General features: G+C 63.3%; 17 protein-coding genes. 9 read left to right on the top strand and 8 right to left on the bottom strand.

From position 1 onward, the window contains the following. Positions 1-64: 64 nt before the first annotated feature. Positions 65-1,375, bottom strand: coding sequence for a DUF1214 domain-containing protein (locus tag AC5WEY_RS19340; protein ID WP_495647122.1), 1,311 nt, complete (start codon positions 1,373-1,375; stop codon positions 65-67). 158 nt (positions 1,376-1,533) lie between these two features. Here AC5WEY_RS19340 and AC5WEY_RS19335 point away from each other — a divergent pair, with 158 nt between their 5' ends. Both AC5WEY_RS19335 and AC5WEY_RS19330 read left to right on the top strand, forming a co-directional pair. After that, a complete protein-coding gene (locus tag AC5WEY_RS19335) occupies positions 1,534-1,863 on the top strand; it encodes a YidH family protein (RefSeq protein WP_495647121.1) in 330 nt (109 codons plus the stop codon). Beyond that, on the top strand, positions 1,860-2,231 hold the full coding sequence (locus tag AC5WEY_RS19330) for a DUF202 domain-containing protein (RefSeq protein WP_495647120.1): 372 nt from the start codon (positions 1,860-1,862) through the stop codon (positions 2,229-2,231). Before AC5WEY_RS19335 ends, AC5WEY_RS19330 begins: the two co-directional genes overlap by 4 nt. A 72-nt stretch (positions 2,232-2,303) precedes the next feature. On the opposite strand, the gene AC5WEY_RS19325 is transcribed toward AC5WEY_RS19330, so the two are convergent. After that, entirely contained in the window at positions 2,304-3,347 is a 1,044-nt protein-coding gene (locus tag AC5WEY_RS19325) for an ABC transporter substrate-binding protein (RefSeq protein WP_495647119.1), read from the bottom strand. Between the two features lie 168 nt (positions 3,348-3,515). Between AC5WEY_RS19325 and AC5WEY_RS19320 the strand changes: the two genes are divergently transcribed. Continuing rightward, on the top strand, positions 3,516-4,880 hold the full coding sequence (locus tag AC5WEY_RS19320; protein WP_495647118.1) for a DUF1254 domain-containing protein: 1,365 nt from the start codon (positions 3,516-3,518) through the stop codon (positions 4,878-4,880). 34 nt (positions 4,881-4,914) lie between these two features. On the opposite strand, the gene AC5WEY_RS19315 is transcribed toward AC5WEY_RS19320, so the two are convergent. From AC5WEY_RS19315 to AC5WEY_RS19290, 6 genes are read right to left on the bottom strand one after another with little or no spacing between them, the layout of a single operon-like run. Further along, positions 4,915-5,934 (bottom strand): zinc-binding dehydrogenase, encoded by a 1,020-nt coding sequence (locus AC5WEY_RS19315; RefSeq protein WP_495647117.1) that lies wholly within the window; start codon positions 5,932-5,934, stop codon positions 4,915-4,917. Positions 5,935-5,964: 30 nt separating this feature from the next. Beyond that, positions 5,965-6,987: an ABC transporter substrate-binding protein gene (locus AC5WEY_RS19310; protein WP_495647174.1), complete on the bottom strand. Its 1,023-nt coding sequence runs from the start codon at positions 6,985-6,987 to the stop codon at positions 5,965-5,967. Positions 6,988-7,024: 37 nt separating this feature from the next. Continuing rightward, on the bottom strand, positions 7,025-9,217 hold the full coding sequence (locus tag AC5WEY_RS19305) for a 3-hydroxyacyl-CoA dehydrogenase NAD-binding domain-containing protein (RefSeq protein WP_495647116.1): 2,193 nt from the start codon (positions 9,215-9,217) through the stop codon (positions 7,025-7,027). Between the two features lie 35 nt (positions 9,218-9,252). Next, positions 9,253-10,464, bottom strand: coding sequence for an acetyl-CoA C-acetyltransferase (locus tag AC5WEY_RS19300; RefSeq protein WP_495647115.1), 1,212 nt, complete (start codon positions 10,462-10,464; stop codon positions 9,253-9,255). Positions 10,465-10,501: 37 nt separating this feature from the next. Beyond that, positions 10,502-10,882, bottom strand: a complete 381-nt coding sequence (locus AC5WEY_RS19295) for a hypothetical protein (RefSeq protein WP_495647114.1) — start codon at positions 10,880-10,882, stop codon at positions 10,502-10,504. After that, positions 10,879-11,250 (bottom strand): nuclear transport factor 2 family protein, encoded by a 372-nt coding sequence (locus AC5WEY_RS19290; protein ID WP_495647113.1) that lies wholly within the window; start codon positions 11,248-11,250, stop codon positions 10,879-10,881. Before AC5WEY_RS19290 ends, AC5WEY_RS19295 begins: the two co-directional genes overlap by 4 nt. 91 nt (positions 11,251-11,341) lie before the next feature. On the opposite strand from AC5WEY_RS19290, the gene AC5WEY_RS19285 reads away from it, so the two are divergent. The 6 genes from AC5WEY_RS19285 to AC5WEY_RS19260 all read left to right on the top strand — a co-directional run bounded on the left by AC5WEY_RS19285 (position 11,342) and on the right by AC5WEY_RS19260 (position 17,141). Next, positions 11,342-12,475 (top strand): acyl-CoA dehydrogenase family protein, encoded by a 1,134-nt coding sequence (locus AC5WEY_RS19285; protein WP_495647112.1) that lies wholly within the window; start codon positions 11,342-11,344, stop codon positions 12,473-12,475. Positions 12,476-12,577: 102 nt separating this feature from the next. Then, positions 12,578-13,366 carry an enoyl-CoA hydratase/isomerase family protein gene (locus AC5WEY_RS19280; protein WP_057479798.1) on the top strand — a complete coding sequence of 263 codons (789 nt, stop codon included), beginning with the start codon at positions 12,578-12,580 and terminating at the stop codon, positions 13,364-13,366. A 47-nt stretch (positions 13,367-13,413) separates the two neighbouring features. After that, the gene (locus AC5WEY_RS19275; RefSeq protein WP_495647111.1) at positions 13,414-13,803 is read left to right on the top strand and encodes a Zn-ribbon domain-containing OB-fold protein; all 390 of its coding nucleotides are present in this window, start codon (positions 13,414-13,416) and stop codon (positions 13,801-13,803) included. Further along, positions 13,800-14,951, top strand: a complete 1,152-nt coding sequence (locus tag AC5WEY_RS19270) for a thiolase family protein (RefSeq protein WP_495647110.1) — start codon at positions 13,800-13,802, stop codon at positions 14,949-14,951. Before AC5WEY_RS19275 ends, AC5WEY_RS19270 begins: the two co-directional genes overlap by 4 nt. Before the next feature lie 25 nt (positions 14,952-14,976). After that, on the top strand, positions 14,977-16,185 hold the full coding sequence (locus AC5WEY_RS19265; RefSeq protein ID WP_495647109.1) for an acyl-CoA dehydrogenase family protein: 1,209 nt from the start codon (positions 14,977-14,979) through the stop codon (positions 16,183-16,185). Next, entirely contained in the window at positions 16,182-17,141 is a 960-nt protein-coding gene (locus tag AC5WEY_RS19260; protein WP_495647108.1) for a phosphotransferase family protein, read from the top strand. Before AC5WEY_RS19265 ends, AC5WEY_RS19260 begins: the two co-directional genes overlap by 4 nt. Positions 17,142-17,146: the final 5 nt, after the last annotated feature.

The following is a 17,146-nucleotide window of genomic DNA, read 5'->3' as shown; positions in this document are numbered from 1 at the left end:
ACCCGCGGGGATAGCGGCAATGGTGACAGCTCGCATCGACGGAATCGAGTGAACGGCGCTGCGATCACCTCAGTCGCACTACCGGCGGGGGAGACCACCGGCAGCTCGGTTTCGGGCCGTAGAGTCTGAGCATCAGCCGGAACGGACCGGGCGGGCAAGGCAGCCAGTTGGCCGTGTTTCCTGTTGTCGGGCAACGATATTGCACTGTTACGGTCAGTGAACCGTCCGTGTCGTACTGCACATCCGGTGTGCGGTCGGTGATGGCATGACGGCCGAGTTCGTTCGCGTAGAGAAGTCCGCGCGCGTGGTAGACGGTCATGGACCAGAAGAACTCGGCGGGGGGAAGTGCACCGGCCTGAAAAGTGACGGCGTAGTCGTTCGAGCCGTCGAGCGGCTGGCCTGCCTCGTCCTGTTCACAAACAGGGTAGAGCGCCTCGGCTGCAGGATTGATGTAGATCTGCGAGTAGGCGACGGCGGCCCGCAGGAGATAGTTCTCGCCGAAGTCCGCGCCGGCGTCGTTGATCGCCCAGCCGTTGACGTTGCGGCCCATCGATTTCACCTGCGCAACGATGTCTTCGAGGCCTGCAAGTAGCCCGTCGGTGATGGCTGTCTCGGCGGCAACACTGTCGACCGCGTCGTCGAGTGCATCGACGAGACGGCGGTATGCGCGCCCGACCCAGCTCGGTACGTCCGAATCGGCAAGGTCGCCGATCGCATGGTCGAGGGCAACGAGAAAGTCGACAGGACGCCGCACTTCGTCGGAACGGTCCACGCCGCTGAGAGCGAGATCTGCAGGCGTCGTCGGCGGTAACGGCGGGCCGGTCAGAACTATGTTGTTCTGGAACTCCCTGACGCTGTTCATGTCTCCGTTCCGCGATGGATCGACGAGGATTCGGATAGCGATCATGACGAATCGTGACCGACAGGCAATCCAGCCGTCGGGAACCTCTGCCGTCGCCAGTGTCTGTCGGAACAAGGTGATCGGGGGGACACGAGACCCGTGAGTTCTTGTGCCCAGGACCGTGTTCGTGGACGAGTCCGCTTCACCGATTTGTACGCTGTAGTAGCGGTCGGCGAAGTCCGGTAGCGAGAGTTCGAAGTCTCCCGAGTCCAGGTCGACGAATGCCAGCGAGTAGAGGGTGTCGACGTTCGGGGCGACGCCGGCGGTCAGAGTGGGATTCGATAATTCTCGTTGGTGTCCTAGGACATTGAGCGGAGCGCCTGCCGATGTGGATGGTCGCTCCCCGTGTGGATTCGATGGATCGGTGAACCTCAGCCGAAGACGTTGAGCAAAGATGACCGGGAATCCCCAGACCTGGAGTGCAGTCGCATCGTCGCGCAGATCGGTACGTTCGGGCTCGGTCTGGTTCGTCATAGGACCCCTTGAAATGAATTGAGTTCATCTTGACTGTAACCTGGGGATCGTATCGACGGACGTGATACGCGAAGGTTCGGACGCGGCAATGCTGCGTGTGCAGTGGAGTTCGAGAGGTCGATGTGACTAGCGACAGGCGTGGCAGATTTCCTCGTTCGGTGTATTCCGTTGGAGCCGAGCCTGATCCACGCTTCAGCCTGGCGAACGAGAGAACCTATCTGGCGTGGATCCGTACGTCGCTGGCGTTGATGGCGGCTGGGGTCGCCCTGCAGGTGTTCGATATCGGCGGCGGGTCCGTGCAGAGTGTGGTCGCCTCGGTGATGCTGATCGCGTCGTCGATCGGAGTTCCGTTGCACGCATGGTGGAGCTGGGCGCGGACCGAGAAGAGTATGCGCAAGTCCGAGGCACTTCCTTCTCCTCGTATCGCCTTGCCTGTGGCGGTGGTTCTCGCCACGGTCGGAGTACTGGTGTTGTGGTCCGTCCTGTGATCGACCGACGACGCGTACAGAGCAGGCCGGGCGGCCGGCTGGGAGACGGAGGTCTGCAAGTCGAGCGAACCGAGCTGGCGTGGGCACGGACCGAGTCGGCGATCGCCGTCTGCGCGGTGATCGGTATTCGTCTGGGCGCGCACACTCGTGCGCCCGCGTTGATCGCTGCGGCTGTCCTGGTCAGCTTCGCCGCAGCGGCACTGCTGGTTTCGGGATGGATCGCTCGGATTCGTGCCGAACGTAAGGCCGGAGGCAGAGGGGCTGTGCCGCTGACATTTCCGTTGCGTGCTCATGCCATCGCTGTACTTATTCCAACCCTCGGGGTGATCGCATTGATCTTTGTCATCTGGTCCGCCGCGTCTACCTGATGTGGAAAACGAGCAGGCCGTGACGGTGCGATCCCGTCACGGCCTGCCCTCCGTTCTGCGTATCCGAGGACGCTACTTCAAGAACTGCTGTTCCCACTCCGCAGACTGTTGGTCGACGTACTGCTTGGTCAACTGTTCGGGGTCGGGAGCCTGGACGTCGTGTGCGTCCGCGGTCGCGCCGGCAATGTTGGGCAGCGCTGTTGCGACTCCGATGGCTTGCGCTGTCTGTCCCTCCGTACTGACCAAGAAGTCGGCCAGGAGCTGGGCCGCATTCGGATGGGGTGCGACCGCCGTGACGTGCCCGTAGTACGGGGTTCCCCACGATGGTTCAGGAAGAGCCCAGTTCACCGGCGCACCTGCCGCTACTTCTTGAACCAGTGGCTGCACCATCGGCGCTACGACAACTTCGCCCGACGTCAATGCCTGGGCGAGTACGAGGGCGCTGGGATAGATTCTCGGTTCTTGTCGGGCAAGGCGTTCCTGAAAATCGTCGCCGAAATTCTGGCGATAGAAGCTGTACAGATCGACGTACGAAGCGATGCCGACAGGGCTTACTACGCCTACGCGCCCTTTGTATTCGGGGTCGAGAACATCGCGAGGATCGCTCAGGCCGTTTGCGACTGCGTCGGTGTTCCAGCCCATTCCGAAGGTAGCCGCGACGTTCAGGAACAGGCGGTCGTTCTTGATGCTGGAGTCCCGGTCGTAATCAGGATTGTCGAAACTCGGGCCGCGTAGCTCCTGGGAGTAGTTACCCGACTCTGCAGCGGAGGTGATCCACGCGGTATCGGTCACGACGTGGACGTCGGCAATCCCGTTCTTCGTCTTGTTCTCGACCTCTATGCGTGGATTGATATCCGCGTCGGTACCACGCACATATTCGAGAGCGATGTTGGGATACTTCGTATTCCACGCAGCCTTGACGCTGTCGAGAATGGTGGTGTTCTGGCTGGAATAGAGCGTCACCGAGCCTTCCTGTTCGGCCGCTGACACCACGTCTTCCCAACTTCCTTCCACCGATGCAGTGTCGCCGCCCGACGACCCGCACGCGCTGAGCGCGACGGTCGACGTGGCGACGAGCATCACGATGATGTGTTTCGTCCGGACCGAATATCGCATGTCTCGTCCTCCTGTTTGAACTGACCTCAGTTCAGCAGGTATGGTTGGTGATGTCAATCACTTTCGAAGATCCGTCGAGTGGTTCTACGGCCCCAACGTGCGGAGGCCTACGAATTGCAACGGACGCTGCCGGTAGCGACAGCGTCTGCGAGGAAGGACTTTTCACCGATGCGTACCTACGACGTGAAGTCGGCCGACCAGCTCAGCGCCACCGATGCGGCAGACATACATCCATCGGACGTAGAGGACCGCCGAGGATGGGCGCACTCGGTGGCCGTGCAGGCGGTGATCTACGGTCTGCCATCGGTGTATCAGTACGCCGGCATGTGCGACGCGTGTGCCCCGGCCGATAGCGACGTCCAGTGGGCACTCGACACGTTGACTCACGAGCGAAGCATTGCCGGTGCGGGATTCCAACCATTTCGGGTACCCAACGTGGACACCCTGTATTCCAATGCATGGCTGGACCTATCGAATGGACCGATCGTCATCGGCCTGCCCGATTTCGGTGGTCGGTACTACACGTTGAATTTCCTCGACGCCTACAGCAACGCAAGCAATGTCAGCAGGCGGACGCATCCTGAACAGCCGCGTGAGTTGCTCCTGGCCTGTACGGATTGGACCGGTGAGGTCCCCGAGGGAGCGGAGGTGTTCAGAGTCGCCACACCGATGATGTGGCTGTTGATGCGAATTCAGACGTTCGGTCCGGTGGACCTGCTGCAGGTGCACGCTCTGCAGGATGCGGTCACGGTCGATGCGCTCGCTCCGTCTGCACGGAACTGGCCGGTGGTGGGTCCGCGGGAGGTCGAGACCTCCTCTCGCGCGTTCCTGACCGCGCTCGACGCGTCGCTCGCTCACAACGGGGTGCCGTTCGGCGACGTGGCCCACGCGCACCAGTTCCGACACATCGGGGTCGGTTCGGGGGACTTCTCCATGGACGACCTCGACGAGGCCACGCGGAACGGTGTGGAAGCGGGGTTCGAATCAGCAATGGCAATGTTGTCTCGATCTCGATCGCTGCTGGGACGTCGCACCGAGTCGGGCTGGACCAGGGTGCTCGGCAAGGGTGCCCACGGACACAACTTTCTTGCACGTGCGGTCATGAACTACGTCGGTCTCGGCGCGAACGTCGTCGAGGAAAATTGCTCGTACAACAGCTATGTCGACCACGATGGACAACGACTGTCGTGCGAAGGCGGAGACGAGTACACCATCGAATTCGTCACTCCGCCTCCAGCACAGGCTTTTTGGAGTATCACGCTGTACGACGCAGATACCGGCTGGTTGTACGACGCGCCCGAAAAGATGCACTCGGTGGGATCAGCGGTCAATGGCGGCGACGGAGCCGCAGGACCGTCGGCAATCACTGTGAGCGCATCGCAGCCCATGCCGAACAGTCCTCAGCATGCCTGGCTACCGGCACCCCAGCACCCGTTCTTTCTGGTCCTGAGAATCTATCAACCGACCGAGGATGCGCTGAGCGAGCGATGGACGCCGCCGCGCATCGTGCGGTCGAATGCCGGACCGCTCTGAACCGGCGCGTCAGGGGTTCACGATCGGCAGGGCTTCACAGTCGACACAGCGTCTTTCCGCTGGTTCGTCCGTTGAGCAGATCGACCAACGCGGTGGAGGCAAGCTCGAGGCCGTCGTAGACGGATTCCTCGTAGATCATGGTCCCGTCGGCCAGTCGGCGTCCGACGATGGATCGCATTCTGTCGTAGAGGTGACCGAACGATCCGGCTCGAAATCCCCGTATCGACAAACTCTTGGCCGTGATCTGAAAGAGGTTCGACGGCAGCGTGTTCGAAGTCTCGTAGGTGGAGATGGCCCCGCACATCGCGACGCGTCCCTCGGGTCGAAGTGCGTTCAGGGCAGCGGTGAAGTGGGATCCGCCGACGTTGTCGAAGAATGCGTCGATCCCGAGCGGCGCTGTCTGTGCGAGCAGGCTGTCCATGTCGCCGTCGTGGTAATCGAACGATCGGGAAGCTCCGAGAGCGTCGACCAGGTGATCGGCCTTGAGTCTGCTGCCTGCGGACGCGATCACCGTGCACCCGTGGTGGACAGCGAGTTGGGTAGCGGTACTGCCGACTGCTCCTGCGGCGGCCGAAATCCAGACTGTATCGGACGGTCGAATGTTCATGACCTCGAAGAGGCCGACATACGCTGTGAGGCCGGAACTCCCCAGGGGCCCGAGAAACCACTGATGTGGCCAGTCACCGGCATCGATCTTGGTCAGGGTGCCAGCCCCGCCCAATCCACCGGCGGTAGCAGAGACCGTCGCAAAGTCGCGGTAGCCGTTCATATGCGACACCAGATCTCCCGGCCGAAAGTTCTCGTGCCGTGACTCGACGACGGTGCCGAGTGCCAACCCCACCAACGCCTCTCCGACAGAGAGCGGTGGTAGGTACCCGGACGGTGCCGATTCACCCAGTCGCAGTCGAATCGACGGATCGACCGAAAGCCACGTATTTCTTACCAGCACATCGCCATCGAGCAGCGGAGCGAGCGGAATTTCCTGCAGTTCCAGATGCATCGTCGCCAACCTCCCGCTCGGGCGGGCGGCGAGGCACAGCGTTCGGCTGAGCATGGTCGGGTGACGTCCCTTCGAGTCCGGGAATCAGGTGAACTTGCTTTCCCATTCCTGCTGAAACTGCGAGACCTTCTCGGGCGTCAGCGAATCCGTATCCGGCAGCGGAATGTCCTGAGCCGAACCCACCGAGTTCTCGACGTCGGGCAGAGCACTGCCGTACCCCTTCGACAGGGCGCGTTGTCCGTCGGCGGACACCATGAAGTCGGCCAGCACCTGCGCGGCGTTGGGATGCGGGGCCGAGGACAACACATGGGAGTAGTACGGAGCACCCCACGCCGGATCGGGAAGTGTCCACTCGACGGGTGCGCCGGCATCCTTCTCCCGGATCAGCGGGGGAACCATCGGCGATGCGGCGATCTCGCCGGAGCTCAGTGCCTGAGCCACAGCCAGCGCGCCCGGGTAGACCCGAGGTTCCTGCGCGGCGATCTTGTCCAGGAAGCCGCCACCGGTCCAGTTCTCGTCGAAGAATCGATACTCGTCGACGACGGCGGCGAACCCAGCAGGATTCACGATGCCTATCCGACCTTTCAACGCCGGATCCAGCAGATCCTGCGGGGACGAAAGCCCGGCAGGAACAGCATCGATGTTCCATCCGAGTGCGAATATCGCTGCGCTGGTGAGGAAGAACGTCTCACCCAGCACGCTGGTCGATCGAGCGTAGGCCGGGTCGTCGAAGGCCGGCCCGACGATCGGGGTCGAGTAGGTGCCCGATTCGGACGCAGTGGTGATCCACGCGGGATCGGTCGACATGTGTACGTCGGCTGTTCCACGGCCGGTGCGGGCTTCGGTCTCCACGCGCGGGTTGAGCTCGACGTCACTGCCGCGCGTGAATTCGAGATCGATGTCGGGATACTTCGATTCGAACGCGGTCTCGAGTGTCGCGAGGTTTTCGGGATGCTGGGTGGAGTACAGGTGCACGCTCCCTTCATCGTTGGCTGCGGCCACGACGTCGTCCCACGAACCCTGTACCGGTGCGGACCCTGCTTCCTGCGAGGATTGTCCGCACGCCGCGGCAACGAGAGTCACCGCGGCAATCCCGACGGACATCATCGATCGACGTAGTGCGTTCACAGCATTCTCTTTTCGTTCAGGATGCGAGGGTACGGACGCGCTCTCCGCGCAGTGCTTTGTTCACCAACGACTGTGGCGGCTCGAAGTGAGCGCCGTACTTCGATGCCAATTCGCGTGCTCGGTCGACGAAACCGGACAGCCCGCCGTCGTATTGGTCGATGTACTGAATGACGCCCCCGGTCCACGAGGGGAAGCCGATGCCCAGCAAGGACCCGATGTTCGCGTCGGCCACGCTCGTCAGCACCCCTTCGTCCAGGCACTTGACTGCCTCGATCGCCTCGGCGAACAGCATCCGTTCCTGCATGTCCCGGAAAGGAATGTGCGTCGAACCGGAAGCGAACGACGTGCGCACGCCCGGCCAGATCCCGGTTCTCGTGCCCGATTCTTCGTAGCTGTAGAAGCCGCCGCCGCCGGCGCGTCCGGGGCGGTCGAGCTCATCGACCATCTTGTCCATCACTGCGTCCGAGCCGTGTCGGCGAGGCGGCTTGCCTTCGGCGGCCAGCGCGCGCTCGTTTTCTTTGCGGATCTTTTGCGACAGCGACAGGGTCACCTGGTCCATCAGTTGGAGCGGCGGGACGGGGTAGCCGGCCTGCGCGCCCGCCTGCTCGACGAAGACCGGGTTGACGCCCTCGCCGACCGCGGCCATCGCTTCGTCGAGGAACGCGCCGATCACTCGCGAGGTGAAGAACCCTCGGCTGTCGTTGACGACGATGGGAGTCTTACCGATCCGAAAGACGAAGTCGACGACCTTCGCCACTGTCGAGTCGGAAGTTTCCCGGCCACGAATAATTTCGACCAGGGGCATCTTGTCGGCAGGGGAGAAGAAGTGGATTCCGATGAAATTCTGTGGACTGCTCACGCCGTCGGCCAAGATGGAGATCGGAAGCTGGGAGGTGTTGGAGCCGAGGACGACATCGGCGGGAACGATACCGTCGAGTTCCCCGAAGACGCGATTCTTGACGTCCACGGACTCGAATGCCGCTTCGATCACGAGATCGACTGCGGCGCAATCGGTCGCGTCCGCCGTCGGCCGGATCCGGTCGAGCAGTGCCGCCGACCTCTCGGCTGTCGTCGACCCCCGCTCGAGTGCTTTCGCTTCGAGCTTCTCGGCGTAGAGTTTTCCGCGGTCGGCCGCCTCCTGGTCGAGGTCTTTCAGTACTACCTCGATGCCGGCCTTGGCGCACACGTAGGCGATCGCGGCACCCATCATTCCGGCCCCGATCACCGCCACGCTCCGGGCGGTGAATTCGTCGTGGCCGGCCGGGCGAGACGTGCCGCGTCGGATGGTCTGCATGTCGAAGAAGAACGCACGAATCATGTTCTGCGCGACTCGATCGGTCATCAGAGAGACGAAGTAGCGGGTCTCGATACGATCTGCGGTGTCCACGTCGACGGTGGCGCACTCCGCTGCGGCGGCGAGGATAGCCCTCGGTGCAGGAGCGGGTGCACCCTGGAGCTGCTTACGGAGCAATGCCGTTGCAGCAAGGAGATTCTGAGCGACGGCAGGGTCGGTGGGCCCGCCGCCGGGGATCTCGAAACCCTTGGCGTCCCAGGGCTGCACGGCCGACGGGTTCGCGGTAATCCATGCCTTCGCTGCCGGAACCAACTCGCCGACACTGTCGACCCCAGCGTCGATCAGACCGAGCTTGATCGCGTCGGACACCGAATGCTGCTGGCCCTTGGTCAACACCTTCGCCAGGGCGGCATCGATTCCCATCAGTCGGATCGTTCTAACTATCCCGCCGCCACCGGGCAACAGTCCGAGTGTGGCCTCGGGGAGACCGATTCGGGTGCCCGGCAGGTCCGCTGCGATGCGGTGATGGGTATGCAGCGCAATCTCGAAGCCGCCGCCGAGGGCCGCGCCGTTGATCGCGGCCACCACCGGGCGACCGAGGGTCTCGAGCCGTCGCAGCACACCCTTGATTCCGTCGATCCGCTCGGTCAAGGCGCGCGCAACGTCCCGCTGGTCGACATCGCCCGGGTCCGCCGTCATGTCGTCGAGGTCGCCGCCCGCGAAGAACGACTTCTTGGCCGAGGTGATCACGACACCGATGATGTCGTCCTTCTCGGCTTCGAGCCGCTCGACCGTGGCGGCCATGGACGCGATGTACGTGTCGTTCATCGTGTTCGCGCTCTTGCCCGCGTCGTCCATCGTGAGTACGACGACGCCGTCGGCACCGCGTTCCCACCCGATCATGTTCTCGCTCATGTTCTCTCGATTTCTGTGTGTCGACGACGGGTAGTTCAGAGGCGTTCGATGACGGTGGCAACGCCCATTCCGCCACCGATGCAGAGGGTGATCAGGCCGTACCGGCCACCGATTCGTTCCAGTTCGTCCAGTACGGTGCCCACCAGAATCGCGCCGGTGGCGCCGAGCGGATGGCCCATAGCGATAGCTCCGCCGTTGACATTGGTCTTCTCGTGCGGGATGTCGAGGTCTTTCATCCACTTGAGCACGACGGACGCGAACGCCTCGTTCAGCTCGAACACGTCGATGTCGTCCACGGTCAAGCCCGCTCGCTCGAGCACTGCCGCGGTGGCCGGGGTCGGCCCGGTGAGCATGATCGTCGGCTCGCTGCCGACCTGCGCCGTGGCCACGATGCGACCGCGCGGAACCAGGCCCGCGCGGGCACCGGCCGCTGCACTGCCGATGAGAACCAGCGCGGCACCGTCGACGATGCCCGAAGAGTTACCGCCGGTGTGCACGTGATCGATGCGCTCGACGTCGACGTACTTCTGCAGCGCCACGTCGTCGAAACCTGCGGCCTTTCCCAACGCGGCGAAGGCCGGCTTCAATTTACCCAGGCTGCCGGTGGTGGTTCCCGGTCGGCGGTGCTCGTCGTGGTCCAGCAAGGTGACGCCGTTGAAGTCCTCGACCGGGACGACGGACTTCTTGAAATAGCCTGCATTCCAGGCTGCCTCGGCGCGTCGCTGGGACTCCGCCGCGTAGGTGTCGACGTCGTCACGAGAGAACCCCTCGACCGTCGCGATCAGGTCGGCACCGATTCCCTGCGGAACGATGTACAGGTCGTAGGCGGTGGCCGGGTCGGTGAACAAGGCACCGCCGTCGCTGCCCATCGGCACCCGAGACATGGACTCGACGCCGCCGGCGATCACCAGATCGTCCCAGCCGGAAGCGACCTTCTGCGCTGCCAGGTTGGTCGCTTCGAGGCCGGACGCACAGAAACGGTTGATCTGGGTACCGGGGACCGATTCCGGTAGACCCGCCACCAAAGCGGCTGCGCGAGAGATGACCGCGCCCTGTTCTCCGACCGGTGAGACGACGCCGAGGATGACGTCGTCGATGTCGGATGGGTCCATATCCGGGAATCGGCTGCGGAGTTCGGTGATCAAGCCCGCGACGAGGTCCACCGGCTTGGTGCCGTGCAGAGATCCGTTGCGCCCCTTGCCTCTCGGAGTACGAATGGCTTCGAAAATCAATGCGTGCTCTGACATCTCGCTCTTTTCTTCTGTCGTTGCGTGAGTCGTTCGGCTATCGGTCGAACGCCAGTTCCGGCGTGCGGGCGATGAGCAACCGTCGGACGCGCCCGCTCTCGTCGAGTTGGGCCGACGCATTGAACGACGCCTCGAAGGCTCCATCGCGGGTAGTGCGTCCCAGGACCATCTCGGTGCCGTCGACGGATGCGCCGCGATCGAGATGGTGAATCAAGGTGCTCTTTTCGCGTTGCTGTAGGTAGGCGACGAGCCCGTCGCGGTCGCCCACGAATTCGGCTGCCTCGCCGTGTCCCTTGGAGAACTGCACGGACATACGGAAGTCTGCTGAGATCATGGTCAGGACCCGATCGGGGTCGTCGGAATCCATGTATTCGAACCAGCGCAGCAGAGTGGGGGTCGGTTGGTTGTTCGAGTTCATCGACGGTCTCCTGAATCGGTGCCGAGTAGATCGAATTCGGTGTCGAACGAGACCTGATAGCGGTCGATCAAGCCGTCCGCGCCCACATGCATGGTTCCGACGAAGTAGCCCGTCGTCCGGTCGCCTTCCGTGACTGCGCCGTGTGCGAACTGGAGGTCCTGGTCGACGGCCGATCGGAGAACTCGGTGTTTGCGGTCGACGGGGGGTCTACCGGCCAGATATTCGAGCATGGCCGCTCGTCCGGTCTTTCGGCTCGCCCCGCTCGGCAGGACCATCGAATATTCGACATCCTCGGACAGCATCGCCACCGCGTCGTCCAGGTGCCCAGCATCCAAGGTGGCGTAGTACTCCACAATCTTCAATGACATGAAGTGAACTTAGTTCAGGTAAACCCTGTTTGTCGAGGGTTCGAGCGGTTATGGTTCGAGAAGAAACTGAATTCAACTCGAGTGGAGCGACATGTCATCATCTCACCGCGACGCACAAGCCCCCTGGCCTCGTTCGGAGCCGTCGGCGCTGACGCCCGGCAGTGAACAGGCCGAGATACGCGAGGCCATCCGCGGAGTCCTCGCCAAGTACTCCACGATCGAGCAGGTGCGGGCCTCTGCGGACTCAGCCCCTGGCTACTCGGTCGAACTGTGGAAACGGTTGGTCGACGACATGTCGGTGACCGCCATGGCTGTTCCGGAGGAGTCGGGTGGACTCGGCTTCGGGATGGTCGAGCTCGGCATCGTTCTGGAGGAATGTGGCCGCGCTCTGGTTGTCGAACCCGTCTATCAGCATGCGGCCGTCGGCGTTCGCGCCATGATGGAGGCGGGCAACTCGGATCTGCTCGACGATGTTCTGGCCGCCGGCACGATTGCGGCGGTGAGTGCGCTGTCCGCCGAGTCCGACGATGTCGACGCCGACCGGACCGACGACGGCTGGGTCCTGAGTGGTCAGGTTCGCTATGTCGTGGGAGGCGGCGCGGCGGATGTCCTCGTCGTCAGTGCCCGCTGTCCGGACGGTGTTGCGCTCTTCGGTGTACCGGCGAAAAGTTCGTCTGCACTGCATGATCGACGCGTCGTCGACTCGACCAGGCGACAAGCGGACATATCGTTCGATCGCGCCCCCGCGACGCTCCTGGTACCGGCGGACAGGGCCGGAGACGCGATTGCGCGGATACAGGATGTGGCCACGCTGGCGCTCGCGTGCGAGAACACCGGTATTGCGGATGCCTTGCTGCAGATGACGCTCGAGCACGTCAAGACGCGTCAACAGTTCGGTCGCCCCATCGGCTCGTTCCAAGCCATCAAGCACCGCCTGGCCGACATGTTGATCGAACTCGAGCGGGCCCGATCGGCGGCGCGTTATGCCGCTGCTGTGCACGACGAGGATCCCGACGAGGCCAGGCTGGCGATCGCCGTCGCGGGTGCCGTGTGCAGTGATGCCGCGGTGCACGCGGCCCACGAGGCCGTGCAACTGCATGGGGGAGTGGGGTTCACGTGGGAGCACTCTGCGCACAGCTACTTCCGCCGAGTTCTCGGAAATGAAGCGTTGCTGGGTGATTCGCGTGCGCATCGGGCGCGGATCGCCGATTTGCTTGCCGTGTAGACCGATTGCTGCCATCGCAGGTGAGCGGCTATTGACGCCATCGCTCCGATGATCAATACTGAAGTGAATCCAGTTCAATTTACTCTCTCGAAAGGCTGTCACATGATCGACACCGACCACATTCTGTTGGAGAAGGACGGCGAGGTCGCTCGCGTCTGGCTCAACCGGCCGCACAAGAAGAACGCCGTCACGGTGGAGCTGCTGCATCGTCTGGACGAGATCATCGTCGAGGTGGACAACGATCCGAACCTCAAGGTTCTCGTGCTCCGCGGAGTCAACAACACCTTCTGCTCGGGCTTCGACCTCGACGAATTGCTGTCGGACTTCATCGGCACCACCACCGCCATGGACGTCGCCGTCCTGTCGGCGAAGGTGTGCGATCGTCTGTACTCCATGAACACTCCCTCCGTCGCGGTGCTCGAGGGTTACGTCACCGCCGGTGGATTCGAACTGATGATCTCGTGCGACTTCGCTATCGCGGCCGACGACGCAAGAATTGGCGACTTTCACATCCGCCGTGCATTGTTCGGTGGTGCCGGCCCCATCTACCGCCTGCCCCGCATGATCGGCATCCGGAAGACCAAGGAACTCATGCTCACCGGCAAGCTGCTCTCGGGCACCGAGGCCGTCGACTTCGACCTTATCAATGCGTCCGCGCCGGCCGAGGACCTCGACAAGACCGTCGACGAGTTCATCGGGAACCTCACTGACAAGAGCCCGTTCATGATGAAGCTGACCAAGATGTGCATCGACCGCGGCCTGGATGCGGATATCCAGTCGCTCATGGTCATGGAGCATCTCGCAGTCGGCAATGCTCTCCAGTCCGAGGACGGCAAGGAGGGCGTCACCGCATTCCTCGAGAAGCGTGAGCCCAAGTGGGTCGGGCGCTGACCCGCACCACTTCCGCGTCCTGATCGAACAGTCCGAAAGGCAGCATCATGGAGCAGGCAACGGCCGCCGCGCTCGAGGGCAGCAAGTGCACTGTGTGCAGTACCGTGGCTTTCCCCGCGAGTGCGATGTGCAGCAGGTGTGCCACACCCACGGCGGAGAACATCACGTTGAGCACGCTGGGCACCGTGTGGGCCTACACGGTTCAGCGTTTCGCGCCCAAGTCTCCTCCATACGTGCCACCGGTCGGCGGGTTCGTTCCCTTCGCAGTCGGCTACGTGGAATTGCCCGAGGGCATCAAGGTCGAAGCAATCCTCGATTGTGAGAGCTTCGACGAACTGGATGGGGCACCGGTGCGTCTGACATCCACCGCACCGGTGCCTCGATTCGCGGTCGACACCCTCGGCATGCAACCGGAATCGACAGGAATCAGCCAGTGACACAGAATGTTTCGATCATCGGTGCAGGGCTGTCCAAGTTCGGACGGCAACCTGGAGTGTCGGGCCGTCAGATGGCCGTCACCGCGATCGACAACGCATTGCGCGATGCCGATCTGTCCTGGCCCGACGTGCAGGTCGCATTCGGAGGCAGTGACGGTTCGGGTCTCGCCGATACCCTCGTCGCCGAACTCGGCTTCACCGGTATCCCGTTCACGAACGTCAAGAACGGTTGTGCAACAGGCGGAAGCGCGTTGTTCTCGGCCGTCAATGCCGTGCGGTCGGGCTCCGCGGACGTCGCTCTCGCAGTGGGTTTCGACAAACATCCGCGTGGAGCATTCGACCCACGGCCGGCGGAGTGGGGTCTACCCGACGGATACGGCGAGGCCGGTCTGATGGTCACCACCCAGTTCTTCGGAGCCAAGATCTCTCGATACATGCGTCGGCACGACATCTCGAGTCGGACGCTGGCTCTGGTAGCGGAAAAGGCCTATCGCAACGGAGTTCTCAATCCCAACGCCTGGCGCCGTGAGGCCATGGATGCCACGACGATCGCAGAAGCCGACATGGTCAACGATCCGCTCACGCGGTACATGTTCTGCTCGCCCGGTGAGGGAGCAGCCGCGATCGTCGTCGCCGGCGAGGACTACGTTGCACGAGCCACCGGTCGGCCGGTGAAGATCGCAGCCATCACCCATCGGACCCGCCGGTTCGGATCCTTCGAGGTCTTCAGCCCCTCTGTTCAGGGCGACGGCGAACCCACCAGTGTGAGCGCAGACGCTGCGCAGGCGGCCTTTGAGCAGGCCGGCATCGCTCCGCACGAGGTCGACGTGGCGCAGCTGCAGGACACCGAGAGCGGTGCCGAAATCATGCACATGGCCGAATGCGGCTTCTGCGAGCCCGGTGAGCAAGAAGCCATGATCGCGGCGGGTGACACCGAGATCGGTGGGCGCTTGCCGATCAACACCGACGGTGGCTGCATCGCGAACGGAGAACCCATCGGTGCCTCCGGTCTCCGGCAGGTACACGAGATCGTGACCCAGCTACGTGGCGAAGCCGGCGAGCGCCAAGTGCCGGGCGATCCGCGTGTCGGCTTCACCCACGTGTACGGCGCGCCGGGCATCAGTGCCTGCACCGTGCTGACGGTCTGACCCGAGACGAACCAGAGGTAATGCAGTGACACAACAAACGATTCCGGACATCCTCGAGTTCGGCGAGCAGGCCACCGCGTGGCTGAAATCCGTTGCCGCACCCCGCACCGACTCCGTGTGGGGTCAGGGCCCGGATACGGTCGCCGTCTTCGAGAATTGGACCGCGGAGGAAGAGCAGGCGCACACCGACGAGATCGCCGCGTACGAGCAGGCGAAGTTCGATGCGGGATGGGGCGCACTGAATTCCCCGACCGAGTACGGTGGCCGCGATCTTCCGCTGTCGTACGTACTTGCCTTCCGGCGCGTCGAGGACACGTTCGATGTGCCCAAGCGGACCGAGATGTTCTCCGTCACGCAGCAGTTGGTTGCGCCCACCATCGCGCAATGGGGAACCGAAGAGCAGCGGACGAGGTTCGTTCGCGCCATGCTTCGGGCCGACGTCATCGCATGTCAGTTGTTCTCCGAGACCGAGGCCGGTTCCGACCTGGCCGCGGTTCGGACACGCGCAACCCAGGCCGAGGACGGCTCGTGGACGATCGACGGGCACAAGGTGTGGACGTCGGGGGCGCGGGTCGCCGACTACGGAGTCGCCCTGTGCCGCACCGACTCCACCGTGGCCAAGCACGCGGGTCTGACGATGTTCCTGATCCCGATGGACGCGTCGGGAGTCGACGTACGTCCTATTCGCCAGATGACGGGTGGCAGCTCCTTCAACGAGGTATACCTCGACAGCGTGCACCTGAGCGACGATCATCGGTTGGGCCCGGTCGGTAAGGGCTGGCAGGTTGCCCTGACAGTGCTTGCGGCCGAACGCCTCGACGGCGGCAACCTCGGACTGGCTAACGCGGACGGCGCTGTGGCACTTGCCCAGAACCTCGGCCGCGAGCTGACCGAGATCGAGCGTGACGCCGTGGCCGATCTGGTGACGCGTAGTTTCGTCCAGCGAATCGGCAACATGCGAGTGGCCGGTGCTGTCATCGCCGGCAACGATCCAGGGCCGGAAGCGTCTCTGGGAAAACTTCTGGCCACCGACACGATGGCCAGGACCTCCGAAGTCGCGCGCTTGCTGCTCGGTCGTGACCTGACATCCGACTCGGGACGGTGGGGCACGTTCGCGTGGTCCGAGCATCTACTCGGAGCCCCGGGCTATCGAATCGCCGGCGGTACCGACGAGATTCAGCACAACATCATCGCCGAGCGTGTGCTCGGTCTCCCGAGAGAGCCGCGACCATGACCGAATCCTCCTTGCGCACTCGCGTGACGGCCGCGCTGGACGCCGAGCTCGGCGTCGCCGTCGACACATTCGAGCCGCTACTCGGTGGCCATTCCGGATTGACCTACCGAGTGACGACGTCCGGCGGCGACTTCGTCGTGAAGGCTGTCCCGGATGGGCAGCGGTCGGTCGGGCGGCACGACATGCTTCGGCAGGCCTCGATTCTGCGTGCGCTGGCCGACACCGATGTGCCGGTACCGGCAATCGTCGCGGTCGACGAGGAGGAACCGGCCTGGTTCGCCATGGAGCTCGTCGTCGGTCAGTCGCTCGAACCGGTGCTCGACGACCCCGAGGTGGAACCGAGTATCGCGGCCGCACGAATGCGGCGAGCGGCGGAGGTGCTGCCGGCGTTGCACGCCGTTCCGCTCGCGAGCATTCCTGATACGGGCGACATCCTTTCGCCGGCCGACGAATTGGATCGCTGGTCCAAGACGCTCGCTGCGGTTCCGGTGGAACTGGTCGAGGGTGCCGACGAGTTGGTTCGACTTCTCCGTCGAGACATTCCGGAAGCGATCACACCGACACTCGTCCATGGGGACTACCGGCTGGGAAACATCATCTCCGACGGTCTGGAGCCGGCGGCTCTGATCGACTGGGAAATTTGGAGCGCAGGTGATCCACGCGTCGAACTGGGGTGGTTCCTGGTCTTCGCCGACGGCACCAACTTTCCCGGGGTCGGCCGAGACGTGCCCGGTCTGCCCAGTAGCGAAGAACTGATCTCCTACTACACCGCGAGCGGTCCGGCGCTGCCGGACATGACGTGGTTCGACGCCCTCGGACGACTGAAGATGGCGGCGATCATGGGTCACAATCTGCGTCGGCACCGCGAAGGTCGCCACATCGACCCGGATCAGGAAAAGCTGCCCGCGACGATCCGCAGGTTGATCGACACCGGTACCGCATTGCTCGCGCGCTGACGCCC

It is taken from the genome of Rhodococcoides sp. S146-33, from assembly GCF_059489205.1.
Note: the sequence above shows the minus strand (reverse complement) of the source record. Positions and strands in the feature narration are given on the sequence as shown.